The sequence below is a fragment of the Shewanella yunxiaonensis genome, from assembly GCF_018223345.1.
Taxonomy (GTDB): Bacteria; Pseudomonadota; Gammaproteobacteria; order Enterobacterales; family Shewanellaceae; genus Shewanella; species Shewanella yunxiaonensis.
The window spans coordinates 2329569-2351154 of sequence record NZ_CP073587.1; the positions used below are offsets into that span (position 1 = coordinate 2329569).

General features: G+C 50.6%; 18 protein-coding genes and 1 pseudogene. 6 read left to right on the top strand and 13 right to left on the bottom strand.

Annotated features, from left to right (window positions below):
• Positions 1-100: 100 nt before the first annotated feature.
• From KDN34_RS10680 to KDN34_RS10700, 5 genes are all read left to right on the top strand, one after another.
• Positions 101-604: a glycine cleavage system protein R gene (locus KDN34_RS10680; protein WP_212593771.1), complete on the top strand. Its 504-nt coding sequence runs from the start codon at positions 101-103 to the stop codon at positions 602-604.
• Positions 605-687: 83 nt separating this feature from the next.
• Complete coding sequence (locus tag KDN34_RS10685) at positions 688-1503, top strand: DUF2797 domain-containing protein (protein WP_212593772.1); 816 nt, start codon at positions 688-690, stop codon at positions 1501-1503.
• 203 nt (positions 1504-1706) lie between these two features.
• On the top strand, positions 1707-3386 hold the full coding sequence (locus tag KDN34_RS10690) for a carbon starvation CstA family protein (protein WP_212593773.1): 1680 nt from the start codon (positions 1707-1709) through the stop codon (positions 3384-3386).
• 3 nt (positions 3387-3389) lie between these two features.
• Complete coding sequence (locus KDN34_RS10695) at positions 3390-3662, top strand: cory-CC-star protein (protein ID WP_212593774.1); 273 nt, start codon at positions 3390-3392, stop codon at positions 3660-3662.
• A gap of 20 nt (positions 3663-3682) precedes the next feature.
• Positions 3683-4690 (top strand): ArsA family ATPase, encoded by a 1008-nt coding sequence (locus tag KDN34_RS10700; protein ID WP_212593775.1) that lies wholly within the window; start codon positions 3683-3685, stop codon positions 4688-4690.
• Positions 4691-4747: 57 nt separating this feature from the next.
• On the opposite strand, the gene KDN34_RS10705 is transcribed toward KDN34_RS10700, so the two are convergent.
• From KDN34_RS10705 to KDN34_RS17455, 3 genes and pseudogenes are all read right to left on the bottom strand, one after another.
• The gene (locus KDN34_RS10705) at positions 4748-6340 is read right to left on the bottom strand and encodes an ABC-F family ATPase (RefSeq protein ID WP_212593776.1); all 1593 of its coding nucleotides are present in this window, start codon (positions 6338-6340) and stop codon (positions 4748-4750) included.
• 169 nt (positions 6341-6509) lie between these two features.
• Positions 6510-8717, bottom strand: a complete 2208-nt coding sequence (locus KDN34_RS10710; protein WP_228730483.1) for a heavy metal translocating P-type ATPase — start codon at positions 8715-8717, stop codon at positions 6510-6512.
• 168 nt (positions 8718-8885) lie between these two features.
• Positions 8886-9671, bottom strand: a pseudogene (locus tag KDN34_RS17455) (heavy-metal-associated domain-containing protein); the annotation flags it as partial.
• A 141-nt stretch (positions 9672-9812) separates the two neighbouring features.
• Between KDN34_RS17455 and cueR the strand changes: the two are divergent.
• On the top strand, positions 9813-10214 hold the full coding sequence (gene cueR / locus KDN34_RS10715; protein ID WP_212593778.1) for a Cu(I)-responsive transcriptional regulator: 402 nt from the start codon (positions 9813-9815) through the stop codon (positions 10212-10214).
• 2 nt (positions 10215-10216) lie between these two features.
• Here the strand turns inward: cueR and KDN34_RS10720 are convergent, their stop codons facing one another.
• From KDN34_RS10720 to metA, 10 genes are all read right to left on the bottom strand, one after another.
• The gene (locus KDN34_RS10720) at positions 10217-12277 is read right to left on the bottom strand and encodes a S9 family peptidase (RefSeq protein ID WP_407695802.1); all 2061 of its coding nucleotides are present in this window, start codon (positions 12275-12277) and stop codon (positions 10217-10219) included.
• A 43-nt stretch (positions 12278-12320) separates the two neighbouring features.
• Positions 12321-12551 (bottom strand): hypothetical protein, encoded by a 231-nt coding sequence (locus KDN34_RS10725; RefSeq protein WP_212593780.1) that lies wholly within the window; start codon positions 12549-12551, stop codon positions 12321-12323.
• Between the two features lie 205 nt (positions 12552-12756).
• On the bottom strand, positions 12757-13512 hold the full coding sequence (locus KDN34_RS10730; RefSeq protein WP_212593781.1) for an SDR family oxidoreductase: 756 nt from the start codon (positions 13510-13512) through the stop codon (positions 12757-12759).
• 16 nt (positions 13513-13528) lie between these two features.
• Entirely contained in the window at positions 13529-14431 is a 903-nt protein-coding gene (gene mmsB, locus KDN34_RS10735; protein ID WP_212593782.1) for a 3-hydroxyisobutyrate dehydrogenase, read from the bottom strand.
• 28 nt (positions 14432-14459) lie between these two features.
• Positions 14460-15569: an enoyl-CoA hydratase/isomerase family protein gene (locus KDN34_RS10740; protein WP_228730316.1), complete on the bottom strand. Its 1110-nt coding sequence runs from the start codon at positions 15567-15569 to the stop codon at positions 14460-14462.
• 11 nt (positions 15570-15580) lie between these two features.
• Positions 15581-16354: an enoyl-CoA hydratase gene (locus tag KDN34_RS10745; protein WP_212593783.1), complete on the bottom strand. Its 774-nt coding sequence runs from the start codon at positions 16352-16354 to the stop codon at positions 15581-15583.
• An 11-nt stretch (positions 16355-16365) separates the two neighbouring features.
• Positions 16366-17523 (bottom strand): acyl-CoA dehydrogenase family protein, encoded by a 1158-nt coding sequence (locus KDN34_RS10750; protein ID WP_212593784.1) that lies wholly within the window; start codon positions 17521-17523, stop codon positions 16366-16368.
• Positions 17524-17587: 64 nt separating this feature from the next.
• Entirely contained in the window at positions 17588-19081 is a 1494-nt protein-coding gene (locus KDN34_RS10755; protein WP_212593785.1) for a CoA-acylating methylmalonate-semialdehyde dehydrogenase, read from the bottom strand.
• Between the two features lie 27 nt (positions 19082-19108).
• A complete protein-coding gene (locus KDN34_RS10760) occupies positions 19109-20296 on the bottom strand; it encodes a thiolase family protein (RefSeq protein ID WP_212593786.1) in 1188 nt (395 codons plus the stop codon).
• Positions 20297-20528: 232 nt separating this feature from the next.
• Complete coding sequence (gene metA / locus KDN34_RS10765; protein WP_212596618.1) at positions 20529-21476, bottom strand: homoserine O-acetyltransferase MetA; 948 nt, start codon at positions 21474-21476, stop codon at positions 20529-20531.
• Positions 21477-21586 lie beyond the last annotated feature (110 nt).

Genomic DNA, 21586 nt, shown 5'->3' on the forward strand with positions numbered 1-21586 from the left:
GTTCATTTCCACTCAGGTGGCATGTTCTGAATTATATGACGCAAAAATGACAGTAATGTTACACCGTCTGTTTTTAACAGCATACAGGAGCCGTCCCAATATGCGCCGATATCTGATTACATTACAGCTGCCTGATCGCAAAGGGTTGGTCGAGCAGATCGCCAACGCTGTCAGCCACCACGGGGGAAACTGGCTCGATTCTGAGCTGCGTCATATTGACGGTATTTTTGCCGCCATCTTGTTGCTGGAAATCGACGAGCAACATTGGGATGAACTGCAGGAAGCTCTGGAATCTATCGACGGACTGATGATGACTGCCGCGCCAGCGGCTCACTTTAACCCACCGCGTCTACGCCTGACCTATAATCTGGTAGCTTATGACCGTCCGGGTCTGGTTAAGGAAATATCCAACAAGCTTAGCAGCTTAGGGATAAATATCGAACGATTTAGCAGTAAATATGAAAGTGCCAGCCATACCGGTATCGCCCTGTTTCGCGCCACGATCAGTCTGGGTCTTAGCGATCCGCATCAGGAAGATTTACTCACGGAAGCGCTATATGAAATTGGTGATGATGTCGTAATAGACAAAGTACGAAGCCGTTAACATAGGTCAATCGAATTTTCCGGTCGGTATCATGGCATTCCAACTGATACACTGCCGGAAACTTCTTAATAAAACACCGCATTATGTTAGGTACGCTGGATAAAATGGCCGTCACCCTGGATGACAATGGCCTTGCACAATATTCGCTGCGCGTGGGTGCGCAGCAACTACCCCTGAATACGCTTATCGGAAAAAAACTCTCGTTAAACTTTACTGGCCGCATCCTCTGTTGCAATTGTGGTAACCGCACCAAGAAAAGTTACGCTCAAGGTCACTGCTTTGTCTGTATGCAGAAATTGGCCAGTTGCGATATGTGTGTGATGAAACCCGAAACCTGCCATTACGCCCAAGGCACCTGTCGTGAGCCACAGTGGGGACTGGAGCATTGCTTTGTACCGCATTATGTTTATCTGGCGAATACTTCTGGAATTAAAGTCGGCATCACCCGTCATACTCAACTGCCAACCCGATGGCTGGATCAGGGTGCGACGCAGGGAATGCCATTGTTTCGGGTTAACTCGCGTTATTTGTCAGGTCTGATTGAAGTCGCACTGGCGCAACTCATCGCTGATAAAACCAATTGGCAGGCGATGCTTAAAAGCGATAATGACCCACTGGATTTAAAAGCAGAAGCTGAGATATTGCTGCCGCAGATCAGTGCCAAGCTGACTGAACTGGATGGTTCAAAGCAATTTATTATTGAACCGCTCAACAGTGCCATTACTGACATCCGTTATCCGGTCACGGCATACCCCAGCAAAATTAAATCGCTCAATTTTGATAAAGATCCGTGCGTCAGTGGCACCCTGATGGGGATCAAAGGCCAATATCTGATATTTGATAATGGTGTTATCAATATCCGTAAATTTACTGCCTATGAAGTCGACGTAAGTTTGTAAGCCATTAATAGTCACGGTAACTGGGCTCACTAAATTGTAGTGACCGCCCAGTTACCGCCAAAAATCCCGTCTACCGCATTCTGCAAATGTTTTCAAATTGTTGCTAAACAGTTTCAATTTAGACCTTGGTCGGATATTAGCCAAAAGTTGTATCCATTAACATCAATAAGTTACATATATAACTACACACCCAGAGGTGATGCATGAATGCTATCTTTTTGATGTTAATGGGTTTAGGGGCGATGGCGATTGGCTATTTCGTCTACTCTAAATTCATCTGTGAAAAAATCTTTAAGGTTGATCCTAATTTCGTCACACCTTCCCATGCCATGCAGGATGGGGTGGATTACGTACCGACCAACAAATATGTGTTATGGGGGCACCACTTTACCTCTGTCGCCGGTGCGGCGCCGATTATTGGTCCCGCTATTGCGGTAATTTGGGGTTGGGTACCGGCGTTTTTATGGGTGACGCTGGGGACAATTTTCTTTGCTGGCGTTCATGATGCCGGTGCTATCTGGGCCAGTAACCGCAATAAAGCCAAGTCTATTGGTGCCGTTACCGGAGATGTCATCGGTTCCCGCGCGCGCTCTATCTTCATGGTGGTTATTTTCCTGGTGCTGCTGATGGTAAACGCCGTATTTGCGGTGGTAATTGCCAAGCAGCTGATTAACTTCCCCAGTGCGACAGTCCCGGTATGGGGGGCAATCGCGGTAGCGTTGATTGTGGGTCAGCTTATCTACCGTCAACACATCAATCTGCTGGTTGTGTCGGTTGTTGGGGTTATCGCGCTGTATGCGATGATCTATGTCGGCCCGATGATCCCGATTTCATTGCCTGAAATGGTGGGGCCACTGACTGATAACGAAAGCTGGATTATCTTATTATTCATCTACGCGGCAGTCGCTTCTCTACTGCCCGTATGGATGTTGCTGCAACCTCGTGACTACATTAATGGCATCCAGTTGTTTATCGGTCTGGGTCTGCTGTACGGTGCCGTCATTATTTCTGGTCCCGATGTGGTAGCGCCTGCGTTTAACACAAATGTACCGGAAGGAACACCATCGATTGTACCGCTGCTGTTCGTGACCATCGCTTGTGGCGCCATTTCCGGCTTCCATGGTCTGGTAGCCAGCGGCACGACGTCAAAACAGTTGGATAAAGAACCTGATCTGCGTTTCGTGGGGTACTTTGGTGCTATCGGTGAAGGCTCACTGGCATTGGCCGCAATTATTGCCTCTACCGCCGGCTTTGCCACCTTGGCTGACTGGCAGAATGTCTACCATTCATTTGGTCAAGGCGGGGTTGGTGCATTTATCCGTGGTGGTGCAAATATTCTGGAATCAGGTCTGGGCCTAGACGAAACCATGGCACAAACGCTGCTCACCGTAATGGTGGTTCTGTTTGCAGGAACCACCATGGATACTGGCTTGCGTTTACAGCGTTACATCTTCCAGGAATGGGGTGTCATTTACAAAATTGGCTGGATGAGTAAAGGCTCCATCGCCACGTTCCTGGCGGTAGGTTCCTGTCTGTTACTGGCATTTGGTGCAGGCGGTGATGGTGCAGGCGGCCTGTTGATTTGGCCGTTATTCGGTACCACTAACCAGTTGCTTGGCGGTCTGACACTGCTGGTGATCACCGTGATGCTGGTGAAACTGGGGCGGCCGATGATTTACACCCTGGCACCACTGGTGTTCCTGTTAGTCATGACTATCTCTGGTCTGGTGATCCAGCTCAAGGGCTTCTATGTCAAAGCTGACTGGTTCCTGTTCACGTTGGACCTGATTGTGTTGATTGCGGCAATCATCATTACGCTGGAATGTGTTGCGACATTAACCACAACCATTAAAGAGCGTAAAGCACAGGCCCAAGGAGACTAACTGATGAAACTGGAAAAGATCCGTCGTCTGTTTCGAGACTTCAGCCTGATGGCTGAAGAAGCCTATAACGCGCCATTTCGTTCGGCAATTGCACGAGCCAGGCGGGACCAGGACGATCTTTTCATGCTGCTGATTTTCTCCGAAATGATGGGCGTGCCCAATCCAGCCAGTTATTACACGTTGGAACTGCAGCCCATCATGCTGGAGAAATTTCACGACTGGCATCTGCGAATGGGCATGCCCCATTCGCCGCTTGACCAGTTTAAATGCTGTTAAGCAGAACGGCGGTACCTAATATGGACGTTCTTACTGATAAACAAGTTATCTGGGTCGGTGGCAAAGGTGGCGTGGGTAAAACTACCGTGTCTTCTGCCTTGGCTTTGCTGGCCGCCAGTCGCAACAAAAAAGTGCTACTGGTCTCCACCGATCCGGCACATAGTCTGTCTGATGCCTTTGCCAGACACATTGGCGATAGCATTACCCGCATGGCCCCCAATCTGGATGCCTTGGAAATTGACCCTGATCAGGAAGTGCAGCGTCATCTGGACCAGGTCACCAGCCAACTCAAACGTTTTACCCGCCCCGAGATGTACGGCGAAATTGAACGACAGATGCGGCTTACTCGGCAGTCGCCAGGGGCTCAGGAAGCAGCACTGTTGGAACGAATAGCCAACACCATTGAACTGGGGCAACAGCAGTACGACTTAGTGATATTTGATACGGCGCCAACCGGGCATACGCTACGGTTGCTGAGTCTTCCGGAAGCCATGGCCGCCTGGACACAAGGACTGCTGAAAGCCAATGAACGCTCGGAAAAGCTCGGCGCCGTGCTGGAACACCTTACGCCAAAAGCTGGCCGCGATATCGATAATCCTTTTGAAGATCCGGCTGAATATGCCACAGCTGGCATGGACCCGCGTAACAAAGAGATTGCGGAAACGCTGTTAACCCGGCAACGATTATTGCAACGTACCCGGGAGATTTTGCAGGATAAAAAGCGTACTGCGCTGCTGTTTGTGCTGACACCAGAAAAGCTGCCAATTCTAGAAACCAGTCGTGCAGTAGAGAGTTTACTCGCTGAAAAGCTGCCATTGGCGGGGTTGGTGGTTAACCGTATCTTGCCTGATAGTGCTGATGGCAGTTTCCTAGCACAGCGACGGGCACAGGAACGTAAACATCTGCAGGAAATTGATCAACGCTTCAGTCAGCTGCCGCTATATAAGCTGCAACTGCAACCGACTGACATCGAAGGTCTGAAAGGTCTGGAACAGATGGCCAAATGGCTGGAACTATCCGGCTTGTAAAGGGAGATTCACGCATGAAAAAGCCCGCTGCTGCGGGCTTTTTAATGACATTATCTATCAGTTTTCGATGCCTTTGCTCGCCAGGAACTCATCGTAAGTACCTTTAAAGTCAGTCACACCACGGCCAGAAATTTCAATGATACGGTTTGCCAATGATGATACAAATGCACGGTCATGGGAGACGAAGAACAGCGTACCTTCGTACATTTCCAAGGCGTTGTTAAGTGACTCAATGGATTCCATATCCAGGTGGTTGGTCGGTTCGTCCATTACCAGGATATTCGGCTTCTGCAACATCAGCTTGCCGAACAACATACGGCCCTGCTCCCCACCGGATAACACTTTCACTGACTTTTTAATGTCATCAGCACTGAATAACATCCGCCCTAATACGGCACGTACCGCCTGGTCATCATCACCTTCACGGCGCCACTGACTCATCCAGTCAAACAGATTCATCTCGTTTTCGAAATCATCCGCATGATCCTGCGCGTAATAGCCAATACTGCTGTTTTCAGACCACTGAATAGTGCCCTCTTTTTGTGGCAATTCATGGATCAGGGTGCGCACCAGGGTAGTTTTACCCGCGCCATTTTCACCTAGGATGGCGATGCGCTCACCCACTTCAGCAATCAGATTAACATCTTTAAACAATGGATGATCGTAACCATTACTGAGGTTTTCGACGATCAAGGCATTGCGGAACAGTTTCTTATCCTGTTCAAAACGGATATAGGGGTTAACACGGCTAGACGCCTTGACTTCATCCAGCTTAATTTTATCGATCTGGCGGGCGCGAGAGGTAGCCTGTTTAGCCTTAGATGCGTTAGCAGAGAAGCGGGCCACGAAGGTCTGCAACTCAGCAATCTGCGTCTTTTTCTTGGCATTTTCTGCCAACAAACGCTCACGGGCTTGGGATGCAGCTGTCATATACTCATCATAGTTGCCCGGATAAAGCCGCAGCTCACCGTAGTCCAAATCCGCCATGTGAGTACACACAGAGTTCAGGAAGTAACGGTCGTGAGAAATGATGATCATGGTGCTGTTACGCTGACTCAGCGTTTCCTGCAACCAGCGGATAGTATCGATATCCAAGTTGTTGGTCGGTTCGTCGAGCAACAGAATATCTGGGTCAGCAAACAGTGCCTGCGCCAACAACACACGCAATTTCCAGCCGGGCGCTACAGCACTCATCAAGCCGAAATGCTGTTCCAGCGGAATGCCAACCCCTAGCAACAACTCGCCGGCACGAGACTCGGCGGTGTAACCATCCATCTCAGCAAACTCCATTTCCAGTTCAGCGACCTTAATGCCATCTTCTTCGCTCATTTCCGGCAAAGAATAGATGCGGTCACGCTCCTGTTTCACCTGCCATAATTCTTTATGGCCCATGATCACTGTATCAATGACGCTGAATTCTTCGTAAGCAAATTGATCCTGATTCAGTTTGCCCAGACGTTCATTGGCGTCCAGCGATACGTTGCCAGATGTTGGCTCCAGCTCACCGGAAAGGATTTTCATGAAGGTGGACTTACCGCACCCATTGGCGCCAATCAGGCCATAGCGGTTGCCTTCACCGAATTTGACGGAGATGTTTTCAAACAGAGGCTTAACGCCAAACTGCATGGTGATATTCGCGGTTGTGATCACGTCAGAAATTCCAAATCTGTAGCTGAGTGGACAAAAATTCCAGACTGTTCGAGGACAGCCGGATAAAGCGCGTCACTATAAACAGCATTCGCAGATTTATCAACCGCAGTGCAATGACGTTTAGCTTGAAATGCAAGCCCGCTGCGCCAATTAGACAGCGGGCTTTATGCTATTGCAGGCGTTGATGGCGTAAGCGATTAGCGTTGGTAACGACGGTCAATGACGACAATGCCATGGCAGCACCAGCGATTACCGGACTGAGTAACACGCCAAAAAATGGATATAGCACGCCTGCGGCAATAGGGATGCCACAGCTGTTGTAAATAAACGCACCAAACAGATTCTGTTTGATGTTGCTAAGGGTCGCTTTGGATAAAGCAAACGCCTGCGCTAAATTTTCCAGTCGTGGGGTCAACAATGTCAGATCGGCACTTTCAATCGCGACTTCGGTACCGGTTCCCAGCGCCACACCGACATCGGCTGCCGCCAACGCCGGCGCATCATTGATGCCATCGCCCACCATGGCAACCACTTCACCTTGCTGTTGCAGCTTTTTTACCCACGCCTGCTTTTCATCCGGCATAACACCCGCGATAACCTGCTCAATACCTAACTGTTTGGCTACCGCGTTGGCCGTATGTTGATTATCCCCCGACAACAACACCAGTTTTTTACCTTGCTGTTGCAAAGCCGCTAACGCCGCCTTGGCATCCCCCCGAATTGGGTCACTGATGGCCAAAATGGCCTCCAGCTTGCCATTTTTGGCCGCCAGCACCGGTGTTTGTCCTAACGTAGCAGCATTATCCAGTTGCTGCTGCGCAGTCTGATCGACAGTGACATCCATGGCGGTTAGCAGTTTACGGTTACCCAACAGCCAATGATCATCACCAATAGTGCCGACTATGCCCTGTCCCTGACGATATTCAAATGCTGCTGGCGCTATCACATCTACCCCACGGGCTTTCGCGGCGTTGAGAAATGCCTGAGCCAGGGGATGACCGGATTGCAGCTCTAAACTTGCTACTGCTTGAAGCAAACGGGCTTCATCAAGTTCATCAGTATCTATGGCATGAATAGCAACTAGTTGCGGTTTACCTTCGGTGATGGTGCCCGTTTTATCCAGCACTACACAGCTGACATTACTGGCGGTTTGCAATGCTTCGCCATTTTTGATCAATACGCCCATCTGCGCCGCACGGCCAACTGCCACCATAATTGACATTGGCGTTGCCAAACCTAATGCGCAGGGACAGGCAATGATGAGGACACTAGTAAGGACCACTAAGGCATGTGACAGCTGAGGCGCTGGTCCGAAAAAGTACCAAAGCACCGCGGCCAATAGGGCGATAACAACGACCACCGGCACAAACACCCCGGCGATTTTGTCTGTCAGACGGCCGATGGGCATCTTCGAGGTTTGTGCTTCCTGTACTAAGGCGATAATTTTCGCTAGACGGGTATCTTTCGGTCCAACCGTCACACGGTAAGTTAATGTGCCATCACCATTAATAGTACCGGCACTAACAGTATCCTCACGCGTTTTTCTTACCGGCATGGGCTCGCCAGTCAGCATTGATTCGTCCAGCAGTGACTCACCACTAACGACTTCACCATCTAATGCCACCCGATCACCGGGGCGCAAGCGCAATACATCGCCGGGCTTTAGGTCAGCTATCGGCGTCTGCTGGTCTCCCGCATCGGTGATCAGTAATGCGGTATTGGCTTGCAGACCAATCAATTTTTGTACCGCCTCACTGGTTTTTCCGCGGGCACGCAATTCCAGTGAATGACCCAGGTTTATCAGACCAATGATCATCACGCTGGCTTCAAAATAAACATGGCGAGTCCCTTCAGGAAACCAGTTTGGGAACAGCACCACCGCTGAAGAATACAACCAGGCGCAACCGGTTCCCAACGCGATCAAGGTATCCATATTGGCACTTTTGGCTTTTAATGCACGCCACATGCCTTGGTAAAAATGGCCACCGCAACTGATGAGTAACAGTAAACACAACAGCGATACTGCGCCCCAGTTCCAACGCGAGCTATCGCTGTGCACTGTCATGTCGCCGCCGCTCATGCCCCAGATCATCAGCGGGATGCCGACGCCAAGCGTCACGACAGACTGAATGATCCGCGTACGGTATTCCTTGGCATCATGCGCGGCTTTATCCGCCATTGCGTTGGCTGCGTCTTCAACCACTTCACCACGGTAGCCAGCACTGGCCAGGATTTGTTGGGCATCTGCAACCGATACACCTTTTGCGGCGCTAACCTGTTTATCGGCCAGGTTAACACGCGCGTCAACTCCCGCATTGGCAAATGCCTTTTCTATTTTTACCACACAGCTGGCGCAGCTCATATCCGGCACAAACATCAACACACCTTCAGTGGCTGACGGCGCAATGGCAGCTGACTGGTGAGAGGGTTCTTCCTGAGTTTTGTGGTTCGACTGCGGAGCCGCAGCCACGACTGAGGCTCCTTCAGATTTTGGGGACTCATGGTCCTCCGCAATTGACCATGGTTCTGGGTTGTAACCTGCCCCCTCAATGACCGCTAACAGCTTACTATCATCAAGTTGACTCAGTACCGACACCTGCTTAGTTTGCAGATCAACTTTCACCTCATCAGCATCTGCGAGCGCTTTGCGAATAGAGGCTTCACAGTGACCGCAGGTCATATCCGGCACCTTAAACTGATGCCAGCTGCTGGTACACGGTTCCGACCACACATCAGGCGTGTAACCTGCGTCGCTGATGAGTGTCATTAGCGCTTGCTCGTTCAGGGAACTCAACACTGACACTTTCTTAGCAGGTAAATCGACCTTCACCTCGTCCGCATCGGCCAACGCCTTGCGAATTGTGGCTTCACAATGGCCACAGGTCATATCCGCCACCTTAAACTCGTGCCAATGGCTTTCTGATTTTTGCCAAGGTTCGGGCGTAAAACCGGCATTGGATATGGTTGCCATCAGTAACTGTGTATCCTGTTGACTTAGCACCGACACCTGCTTGGTTTGCAAATCAACTTTTACCTCATCAGCATCGGCTAATGCCTTCCGAATAGAGGCTTCACAGTGACCACACGTCATATCTGCAACTTTAAATTCATGCCAGCTGCTGGCGGTGTCTGCCGGGTACTCTGCCTGCTGCAAACGTTGCTTTGCCTCGGTCTCCGTTAGCGTAGCGTTATCATCCAACGTTAATGTCAGTGATTTTTCCGTCACATCGGTTTGCGCATTTACGCCGATGTCATCGGCGAATAACGCCATGATTTTACGGGCACAACCGCCACAGTGCATATTGTCGATATGAAATTGATAAGCTTTCATGTCCCTCTCCTAAGCAGCTCATCAGCAAACTGCTCATGGTAATCTGATACTGTAAAGGGTAAAGTCTCCAGTAGCTGGAGAGTCAAGCAGACGAGCAAAAGATGTTGCGAAAGTTCAGTAGTGGATCACAGGAGTCATACCATGAAAATCGGTGAAGTCGCCAAAGCGACGGGATTAAGTATCAAGAGCATCCGTTATTACCACGATATCGGATTGGTACAGGCCGAACGCGGTGACAATGGCTACCGGGAATACAGTGACGCGCAACTCGAATCGCTGCAGTTTGTGCAGCATTGTCGCGAGTTGGGTTTTAGCATTGAAGAATGCAAAGATCTGCTACTACTGAAACATGATCCACAACGCTGTGCCAGTGATGTAAAACGACTCGCCAGTGAACATCTGAAAGTACTCGAGCAACGAATGGCCAGCCTGCAAGCACTGCACGCAGAATTAAGTGAGTTGGTGAACCAATGTCATGGTGGCGATTCTCCGGAGTGCCCCATCATTGAAGGACTTTCTGGAAAATCTTGTTGCCACCACTGACATTAATGCTGTGCTGCTTTGGGTAATGCAGCCGCATTATCTATAGGCAATACGGGTAACTCGCCTGCCGGAGTGAAACCAAACACCTGCCCATAAAAAGATAATTCGGATTGCAATGAACGAATGTTATTTGCCGGTTTACGGAAGCCGTGCCCTTCCCCCTCAAACCCGATAAACGCGGTGGGTACCCCTTTGGCTTTCACTGCCTGATATATCAGCTCAGATTGATTGGGAGGCACGACTTTGTCATCCAGTCCCTGCAATAAAAGCAGCGGCTCATTCAGCCCTTCGAGATGATACAGCGGTGACCGATCATGAAAAATCTGCTTTGCAGCAGGATACGGGCCGATTAACTGATCAATATAATGGGATTCAAATTTATGTGTTTCCTGCGCCAGCACCGCGATATCACTGATACCAAAGTAACTGGTGCCAGCTTTAAACGTATCATGGAATGCCAGAGCTGCTAACACACTGAAACCTCCAGCACTGCCACCGCGAATCGCAACCTTGTCGGGGTCAACCCATCCTTCATCCACCAGGTACTTCACGGCATTGACCGCATCATCGACATCCGCCACACCCCATTTGCCGTAAAGGCTTTTACGGTATTGCCGACCATACCCAGTGCTGCCCCGATAGTTGAGGTCAAACACCGCAAATCCGCGCGTTGTCCAATACTGAATAGCGCTGCTATAGGCACTGCTGGCGGCTGCCGTGGGTCCGCCGTGTAACATCATCAGCAACGGCGGTTTGGTATCTTTGGGCGCGACATACTGTGGATTAGTCGGCGCATAGAAATAACCGTAAGCTTGCTGTCGCTCGTTGGTATCAAAACTTACCGCTACCGGCCGCGAGATATAATCGGGTTCTAATCCCTTGATAGCTGGGGCATAAACTAATTCGGTACCACGGCCAGACACCTTGTAGATACCATGTTCCGGTGTCGACTTTGCCCCCATAAAATACACACCTTTGTCAGCACTGATGACTTGTCCAACACTGGCGAAATCAGTCGCCAGCTCTTCGCTGACACCGCTGGTCAGGTCCTGACGCATCAGATGGACCTTGCCATCCTGGTGATAACTAAAAATGACACTATGGGCATTTTCAAACGCATAAGCGTGCTGACCGAAGCGCCATGCTGGCCCCCCTATTTCACCTTTGAGTTGGGTCACTTGCTCAATGCCACCCGCCGCAGTTACCCGATAGAGGTTCCACCAATTATCATAATCAGCAATAAAATACAGTTGGCCGTCCGGTGCATACATTGGCTGCATCAGCGACCCGTGGTGTCGCGGTGCAATTTGTCGAATATTGCTAATCTGGCCTTTCCGGTTGAGATCGCCTACCCATAACTGTGTGTTATCCCATGGCATATTAGGATGGTCCCAGGCTACCCACGCTAACTGTGTGTTATCCGCATTAATTGCCGGAGAGCTGAAAAAATCGTGACCTTCCACGAAGGTATCGCCTTCACCGGCGAAATTCAGATTGATAGTGACCAGACTGGCCTTAGCTTCACCTTCACCACGGTGATCTTCACGGACACAGATAATACGGGAACCTTTGGGATAGGAGATACAGTCTGCATGCCGAGTACCCGCAGGTGTCAACGCTAACGGAGGTTGATCGGGCGCGATACGATAAAACAGCTGATCGGACATTTTGCTGGCAAACACACTATTACCAATCGCCAAATACGGCGCACCGCCATATTCATGAACCCGTGAACCGACACCAAATGCTGCCGGAACGACATCAACAACTTTATCATTATCGTCAAGACGTTTAATGCCTATCTGCCCAGCTTGCGCAGGATCAGACTCACTGAAATAAATTGCACCATCGACACTTTGCATTTGCCCAAGCACCACCGATTGTCCAAACACATCATCAGCAGTTAACGGGGATTCCCAAGTACCATAGGCCGCAGTTTTCATCGTATGTTGTTCTTCAGGGGCACTGGTGTTTACTTCTACCGCTGGCTGAGGGCTACAAGATATCTGTAACGCCAATAATGCCGCCATACTCAGAATTCTCACCGCAGAGCCAAAGGTCATCATTGCCCTTTCCTTATGTTGCCGCAAAGCAGCATAGATAGAATTATTTTTTGCCTTTAAATTTATTTAAAAACCACTGTAGCACCCGATGTTGCTGTTCTTTCGATAAGCCAAAGAACACACATAACCAAGGCGATAACAAGTAGTACCAGTTGATGGGAGCGGTTGAACGCCCGCTGAAAAGCAAGTAAAAAAAGCCCCCATAAATCACCACCACACCTAAGCCGCCCAACACCAGCATGAAGCGCTTTATTCCAGTTTCCAGCCTGTGCATTGACCAGCCTAACCTCTAAAGTAACCGTTCTTAGAACAAGCGCAGATTGTTCAGTGTGACAGGCTTTATGTCAACTTCGGCGACGGCTACTTCGCTGGGAATAAACAGTTTACAACAACAAAAAATCCTGATTACTCCCCACGTTAGAACATTCTGTAACGAATGGGAATAGTCAGGATTTTGACTGGCGTCAGCGCACTAAAACTTACAACGTCAGACCGCCATCAATTTCAATGACCCGGCCATTAACATAGTCATTTTCAATCACAAATTTTACGGTGGCTGCGACTTCATCGGCCAGACCTAAGCGACCTACCGGCACGGCTTTTTCCAATCGCGCCAGCGCGTCTGGTTTCATCGCTGCCGTCATCTCAGTCGCAATCACACCTGGGGCAATCGCTACGGCTCTGATCTGATAACGTGCTAGCTCTTTCGCCCACCCCACCGCCAAGGATGCGACACCGGCTTTGGATGCAGCGTAGTTGCTCTGGCCGATATTACCGTGCCGAGCCAAGCTGGAGATATTGATAATGAGTCCTGGTTGTGCGGATTCAATCATGGCAGCTGCGGCTTCCCGGCCACATAAAAAACTGCCGCTGAGGTTAACATTAATTACCGCCTGAAACTGCGCCAGAGACATACGCTCAGTCACCTGCCCTTCTTTTGCTTTGAGTAGCATGCCGTCCAGCAGTATGCCAGCGTTGTTGACCAATACGTTGAGCTGACCAAAGTCTTCCAGAATAAATCGAAAAGTCGCAATCACATCCTCTTCGTCAGTGATATCCACCGCGTACCCCTGAACTTCAGTATCGCCCAACATGGCGCATGCTTGTTCCAGTTTCTGTTGGTCCACATCAATCAGGGCTAACTTGGCACCGGCGGCGGCCAGTAGTTGTGCCATCGCAAATCCGAGGCCACCCGCACCTCCGGTAATCGCCACCACCTTACCTTTTATCTCCATCAAAAATTCCTTGTGATTATGCTTTTTTATCGTTGAACTGTTCAAAAATACTGGAAAAATCGCGACGACCATTCCCCTTGCGAGCATGGGCAACAAACAGAGCACGTGCCAGTGCCCCCATGGGTGTGCTCGATAAACTTTTTAACGCAGTTTCCTGACTTAACCCCAGATCTTTAACCATCAGATCGACCATAAAGCCGCCTTGATAGTCTTTAGATGCCGGAACATCAGGCATAACACCGGGGCAAGGATTGTACTTTTCCAGCGTCCAGTTACCACCACTACTCGCCTTCATAATATCCGACAGCACTTTGGGATCCAAACCATTGTCGATGCCCATACTCAAGGCCTCACTGGTACCGACCATGAGCACTGACAGCAACATATTGTTACAGATCTTCGCTAACTGCCCACTACCTGGCCCACCCGCATGAAAAATATTGCGACCCATGGCTTCCAGAATTGGTCTGGCGCGGTCAACAGCGCCAACATTCCCCCCACAGATAAACGTCAGGGTCCCGGCGGCGGCACCTGCCGTTCCACCGGACACCGGCGCATCCACGAAATCAAAACCCTGTTCTTCTGCCTGCAGCGAAACTTCCTTGGCCGTCGCGGCATCAATGGTTGAGCAGTCAATCAGCAAGGTGTCTTCTGAGACTGTCTGTAATAGCCCTTTGCTATCACCATCCCCCAGATACAATGCACGCGTATGCTTTCCCGCAGGTAACATTGACACCACGACATCGGCACCAGTCGCCGCCGCAACGGCACTGTGGCAAGCCGTTGCGCCTTTTTCTGCCAAAGCCTCCGTCGCTTCGGTAATCAAATCAAACGCCCTGACCTTAAAGCCCTTGTGCAGTAGATTGATAGCCATCGGCAGGCCCATGTTGCCAAGTCCGACAAATGCTACAGTGCTCATATTGCGTGCTCCTGTTCAAAGAGATTAGTTAAAGATCAGCAAGAGGATGATCGTGTGAAAAAGGATCGGCTAACAGCGCGGCTAGCACATCCGGCGGTGCTAATTGACCTTTGCCATAACGCCATTGTGGCGAGCGATCTTTGTCGACTAACAGTGCTCTTACACCTTCGCAAAAATCACCGATAGCACAGCAGTTCAGGCTCCAACCTAATTCCATCCGGAAACAATCCGCCAACGTCAACGATTTGCCGAGATGAGCTTGCTCCCAGGCCAATGCCCAGCTCAGAGGGCTGCCACTGAGCATAGTGTTGCGAGCCTTATCTAGCCATGTGAGCTCGGACACCAACCGCTGCATTTTTTCCACTATCTGCGGCAGTTCTCCGGACATCAGCTCATCAAGCAGCGACTGATGAGCCTTCAGGCGACTGTTCCCGGAGTGCTCACTGCAATTTGCCGCTAACATCGTGAGTAAATCGTGAAGTTTCTGATGATTGAGTGTGTGATTGCCGCCCCAATTCAGAGTCGTCATGGCATCAAACAAGCGCTGTTTATCCGAGGAGGCCAGGAAATGATTAGCAAATCCGCAATATCGCGCATCGGCCGCATTAAGATTGTAAGCTGTGAGGCCAAGGAACAGTCCGGTTTTACCCGGTAACCGCCTCAGAAAATAACTAGCGCCCACATCCGGGTAAAGACCGATAGTGACTTCAGGCATGGCGATGCGCGAGCGCTCAGTAACAATGCGGTGACTTGCCCCCATCATCAGTCCTAATCCACCGCCCATCACAATACCATCGCCCCACAGCAGCACCGGTTTGCCGTAGGTGTGGATCAAATAGTCCAGTCGATATTCTTCTTCAAAAAAACGTTCAGCTTCGCAGGTAAAACTACCGGGATGGCATTGTTGGGCATAATAGATCGCCCGCACATCACCCCCGGCGCAAAAGGCTTTTTCGCCTTTTGCCTCAAGAATGACGGCAGCGATCTGCGAGTCCTGTTGCCATTGGCGCAATTGCTGGGCGAGTAGCCGCACCATGTCGAACGTCAATGCATTAAGTGACTTCTCTGCATTTAATGTGGCAATACCAAGCAGCTTGCCACTGACAGTTTTCAGGGTGGTAAACAGCACCTGTTCCACAAATACTCTCCCTATTGATTGTGCCAATGAGCCGGACGCTTCTCTATGAAGGCGTTGACACCCTCCTGTTGATCTTCAGTATCAAACAGCGCCACAAACAGTTCTCGTTCCAACGGTAATGCCTGACTTCTGGGCATATGACGACCTGATTGGATTAACCTTTTGCAAGCAGTAACACTGGCAGGACTTTGATGCTCCACCAGGCTGGCCAGTTTGAGCGCCTGCTGTAATGCACTGCCGCTGGCAACAACTTCTTCAATCAAACCGATTGCTAACGCTTTCGCCGCAGTGAGCCGTTCACCACAAAGGATCATCCGTTTGGCCCAGCCTTCGCCTACCAAAGCGGTCAGATTTTGTGTGCCGCCAGCACAGGGTAACAAGCCCACACTGGCTTCAGGTAACGCCAGTTGTGCCTGTTCTTCAGCAATGCGAATGTCACAGGCGAGAGCGACTTCGAGACCGCCGCCCATGGCATAACCATTGATAGCAGCAATCGACACCCCGCGAAATTGGCTGAGGGTTTCAAAGGCGGCCCCGAACGCCGCAGCGACTGTTGCTGCCAGCGCTTTGTCACCCTCAGCAAACTGTTTCAGATCCGCGCCGGCGGAGAAAAATTTGGTGCCAGCGCCGGTAATAATCAGCGCACGGATCTCCGGCTTGAGGTTTAACTGTTCGATAGTATCCCGCAGTTGCCGCAAGCTGGTTAAGGTCCAGGTGTTTGCGGGCGGATTATTGATAGTCAAAATGGCGCAATGGCCTTCAATTTCTACAATTGACGGTAACATAAGCTCCCCGGTTACAAAGCCAATACACTGTTTTGTTCCAGCAAACGCCGTGCAATAATCAGTCGCATAATTTCGTTGGTGCCTTCCAAGATCTGGTGCACACGAACATCACGAAAATATCGCTCTAACGGATATTCGCGGATATAACCATAGCCACCGTGGATCTGCAGCGCACTATCACAAATGGCAAATCCGGCGTCTGTTGCAAAGCGTTTTGCCATGGCGCAATAAGTTGTCGCTTCCACTGCCTGTTCATCCAATTTGACCGCGGCGAGATACATCATCTGCCGCGCGGCAACCAGTTCCGTGGCCATATCGGCGAGTTTGAATTGCAGTGCCTGAAATGCTGCCAGCGGTTTACCAAACTGCTGACGTTCCTGCATATAGTTGAGCGCCTGTTGCAGTGCGGCTTCAGCAGTGCCAACCGAGCAAGCAGCAATATTGATCCGCCCGCCATCAAGGCCTTTCATCGCCATTGTGAAGCCTTGACCTTCCGCACCTAAAAGATAACTGGCCGGGATCCGAACGTGGTCGAAACTGATCTGTCGCGTTGGCTGCGCATTCCATCCCAGTTTATCTTCAGCTTTACCATAACTGATGCCTTGAGCATCAGCAGGCACGGCAAAAGCTGATATACCTTTAGGGCCTGCATCACCGGTGCGAGCCATCACGATCAGTAACTCTGTCGCTCCGGCACCCGAGATAAAGCATTTAGTGCCATCCAACACATACTCATTCCCTTCGCGTTTGGCGCTGGTGGTAAGAGACGCGGCATCACTGCCAGCGCCGGGTTCTGTAAGGCAATATGAGGCCAACTTCTGTCCCGAGGTAAGACTTTCCGCCCAACTATTTTTCAGTTCAACGCTACCCCAGTAACAGAGCATCCAGGTCGCCATATTGTGGATGGTGATCATGGCGGTAGTGGTGGTACAACCCTGCGCCAGTTGTTCAAAGATCAATGCAGCATCCAGACGTGATAAACCAAGGCCACCACACTCTTCTGCAGCATATAAGCCACAAAAACCCAGCGCACCGGCACGCTGGATCACGGCTTTGGGGAAAGAATGTTCTGCATCCCATTGTGCCGCGTGTGGTGTCAGCTCCTCTGCGGCAAATTGCCGAGCCAATTCCACAAACTGGCGCTGATCTTCGTTCAGATTAAAATCCATTGGTAACTCCCGGCGGCAACTTAATACCGCCCTGTATCAAGGAATAATCGCTACGCGAAACCTATCAACCAAGATTGATGGTCATGTTCGGTGCGTGTGAAATGTCATCTTCAAACCAGCGACTGGTGATGGTCTTGGTTTCGGTATAAAAGCGCACGGCCTGTTTGCCATATGCATGCTGGTCGCCCAAAAAGCTACCTTTCCAACCAGTGAATGAGAAAAAGGGTAATGGTACGGGGATCGGAATATTGATGCCGACTTGCCCCACTTCAATTTCATGCTGAAATTTACGCGCCGCCGCACCGCTGGCAGTAAACAATGAGGTGCCATTGCCATAGGGATTTCGATTTACCAGGGCTATTGCCTGTTCAAGAGAATCAGCCACCATACAGCTGAGTACTGGTCCAAAGATTTCTTCCCGATAGAGCGTCATCTCTTCGGTGACACCGCTGAAGAGAGTCGGGCCAACCCAGTTACCTTGTTCATAACCAGCGACACTGGCATCAGCGCCATCCAACAGACACGCAGCCCCCTCGGCCTTGCCCTGCGCAATCAATCCCAGCACTCGCTGTTTGGCCTGCGGACTGATCAGTGGTCCAAATCCGGCGTCAGTATCGTCCCACAGTCCTGGCCGCACTTTCGCCATAGCGTCTCGAAGCTCTGGTAACCAGGCTTTGGCGGCGCCGACAAATACTGCCACGGAAATTGCCATACAGCGCTGACCCGCAGCACCGACTGACGCACCTACCAGCTGATTGATCACCTGCTGCTTGTTGGCATCAGGCATGATGACGCAGTGATTTTTGGCCCCCGCAAACGCCTGAACACGTTTCAGATGTTGAGTACCGGTCTGATAAACATGACGACCAACAGCCACAGAGCCCACAAAAGAAATTGCTTTAATATGTGGATGACAAAGCAAAGCATCCACCACCTCACGATCGCCATGCAGCAATTGCAGCACGCCTTTGGGAGCCCCGGCCTGCTCAAACAACTCCGCCAGGCGCTGAGCCGTCATCGGGTCCTGTTCAGAAGGTTTTAGTATGAAGGTATTACCGCAAGCAATCGCAAGCGGGAACATCCACAATGGGATCATTGCCGGAAAGTTAAATGGAGTGATCCCTACACAAACGCCCAACGGCTGGATCATGCTATAGGTGTCGATACCACCAGCCACATTCTCTACCGTCTCCCCCATCAGCAACGATGGGATATTGCAGGCATGTTCCACAACCTCAATGCCACGCCAGACATCACCACGCGCATCAGCAAAAGTTTTACCGGTTTCCTTTGCCAGGATGGTTGCCAGCTCATCATGGTGTTGCTTAAGCAGATGCTGATAACGCAGCATCAAGCGAGCCCGCTCTGGTACTGCCACTTTTCGCCACGCGGTAAACGCCTCCGCAGCACTGGTAATCGCCTGTTCAATCTCGGCGTAGGTCGCACAGTTTAGCTGAGCAAGCTCCTGATTATTGGCGGGATTAGTAATACTGATACAACGAGAACCGTTACCAGCCGTAAACTCGCCGGCAATTAAATGTTTTACGTGCGTTGTCATAAGAAATAAGTCCTGTGGTAGCTGCCATTAAACTTCGACAGCAATAGCAGTTGCCTCACCACCACCGATACACAAAGTGGCGACGCCGCGCTTGAGACCTCGGTGTTTCAGGGCGTGAATCAGCGTGACCAGAATACGGGCACCGGAACAGCCAATCGGGTGACCGAGTGCACAAGCACCACCATTGACATTGACTGTTGCAGGGTCCAACCCTAACTGACTGATTGCCAACATGGTGACCATGGCGAAGGCTTCATTGATTTCATAAAGGTCAACATCAGCAGATGACCAATCCAGCTTTTGCAGTAACTTGTTAACCGCACCGATCGGTGCCGTTGTAAACTGTGCAGGCGCTTGGGCGTGGCTACAGTGTCCTTTAATGGTTGCCAGAATCGGTAAGTCCAGTGCCAGAGCCTGAGCGCGACTTGTCAACATCAGTGCAGCGGCACCATCAGAGATAGAACTGGAATTTGCGGCGGTGATGGTACCATCCAGTGCAAATGCCGGTTTTAGTGCGGGAATTTTTTCTGGTTTAGCATTTCCCGGCTGCTCATCAAGATTAACCTGATAATCTCCACGACGATCATTGATGGTCACTGGCACCATTTCGTCATCAAATGCCCCACTGGCGATGGCGGAATTGGCGCGTTCCAGCGAGGTTAACGCCCAACTATCCATATCACGGCGACTCAAACCAAATTCATCGGCTGTTTTTTGCGCAAAACTGCCCATTGAACCTCCGGTGTAGGCATCTTCCAGGCCGTCGATAAACATGTGATCAACCAATCGACCATGCCCCATTCGTTGACCGGTACGGGCTTTATCCAGCATATAAGGCGCCCGGCTCATGCTCTCCATGCCACCAGCGATAATAATATTGGCGCTACCTGCACGGATCATATCGTGCGCCAGCATCACCGACTTCATACCCGAGCCACACACTTTGTTCAAAGTGGTTGCCCCGACCGACATCGGCAACCCAGCCCCCAAAGCGGCCTGACGAGCGGGTGCCTGACCGATGCCAGCCGGCAACACACACCCCAGCAACACTTCATCCACTCGCTCAGGTGGCACCTGAGTGTTGTGTAATAATTCCCTTATCACTGTGGCAGCCAGCTGTGGGGCGGGCACCGATGCCAGGCTCCCCAAGAATCCGCCCATCGGTGTCCGCCGTGCGGCGACGATCACTACTTCATCAGTGATTGCTACGCCCATCTTCGCCCCCTTGATAATTATGGGCTTCTCCCCAAAAGAAGCCTTCTTCGTTAAGCGACGCTACAAGATTACGTTTACGCGAACGTAAAGCAACTAGCCGTTGGTCTAATATTAGGTCACGCTGAAAAATTTGCGAGAGGATCGCCGCAGGAAAGCCGACAATGGCGAACCAATTGATGAGAGTGGACAACATAAACAAAAGGCCACCGTTAACGGTGGCCTCATGCTTCATTTAGGCTTTGCGCTGTTCCCAGGGAGTTTTCGCACTGAGATCGCTCAAGTCATACGGTGTCAGCTGATAGACGTAATAGTTGAGCCAATTACTGATGAGCAGGTTACCGTGACCAAACCAGCGAGCAACGGGTTCGGCATTGGGATCATCGTTGCGGAAGTAGTTTTGCGGGATCTGCGGATTGATGCCTGCGGCTAAATCTCGGAAATACTCGTCGCGCAAAGTGCCTTTACGGTATTCCGGATGCCCTGTCACAAACAGATTACGGTGGTCATTGCTGATCACTAGATAAGCACCGGCCTGTTCAGACTCAGCCAAGACTGACAATTGCGGATGGGCCTTTAATTCTGCCACGTCCATCTGTGCATAGCGGGAATGTGGCGCATAAAACACATCATCAAACCCACGCAGTAACGGTATATGGGCTTTTACCCGAGAATGTTCAAACACGCCGGAACACTTAACATCGAGAATTTTACGTTTCAGCCCGTACAGATGAAATAACCCGGCATGAGCTGCCCAGCATAGAAATAACACGGAGGTCACATGCGTCTGTGACCAATCGATCACCTCTTTGATATGATCCCAGTAAGTGACCTCTTCAAAGTCCAATTTCCCCAGTGGCGCACCGGTGATGATCAAACCGTCAAAGTTACGCTCTTTCACTTCCTCAAAATCGCGATAGAAAGTGTTAAGGTGATCCATTGGCGTGTGTTTGGACTCTTTATCATGGATACGCAATAAATCGATATCAACTTGCAGCGGTGTATTACTGAGCAAACGCAACAGTTGCGTCTCAGTTTCGATTTTGTTGGGCATCAGGTTGAGGATCAACACCTTCATTGGCCGGATGTCCTGCATGGCCGCCCGGCTCTCAGACATCACAAAGATATTCTCAGACTCAAGCACATCGGCAGCAGGTAAATTATCAGGAATTCTTACGGGCATCATCCGCCTCTTACTGTTTGATAGAGACTCTCGGTTCTCTGGTTTACGCTTGATTATTCGTACTGGCTGACTTTCTTCTGCAAAGCTAACGCTGAATGGAGAAACTGCAA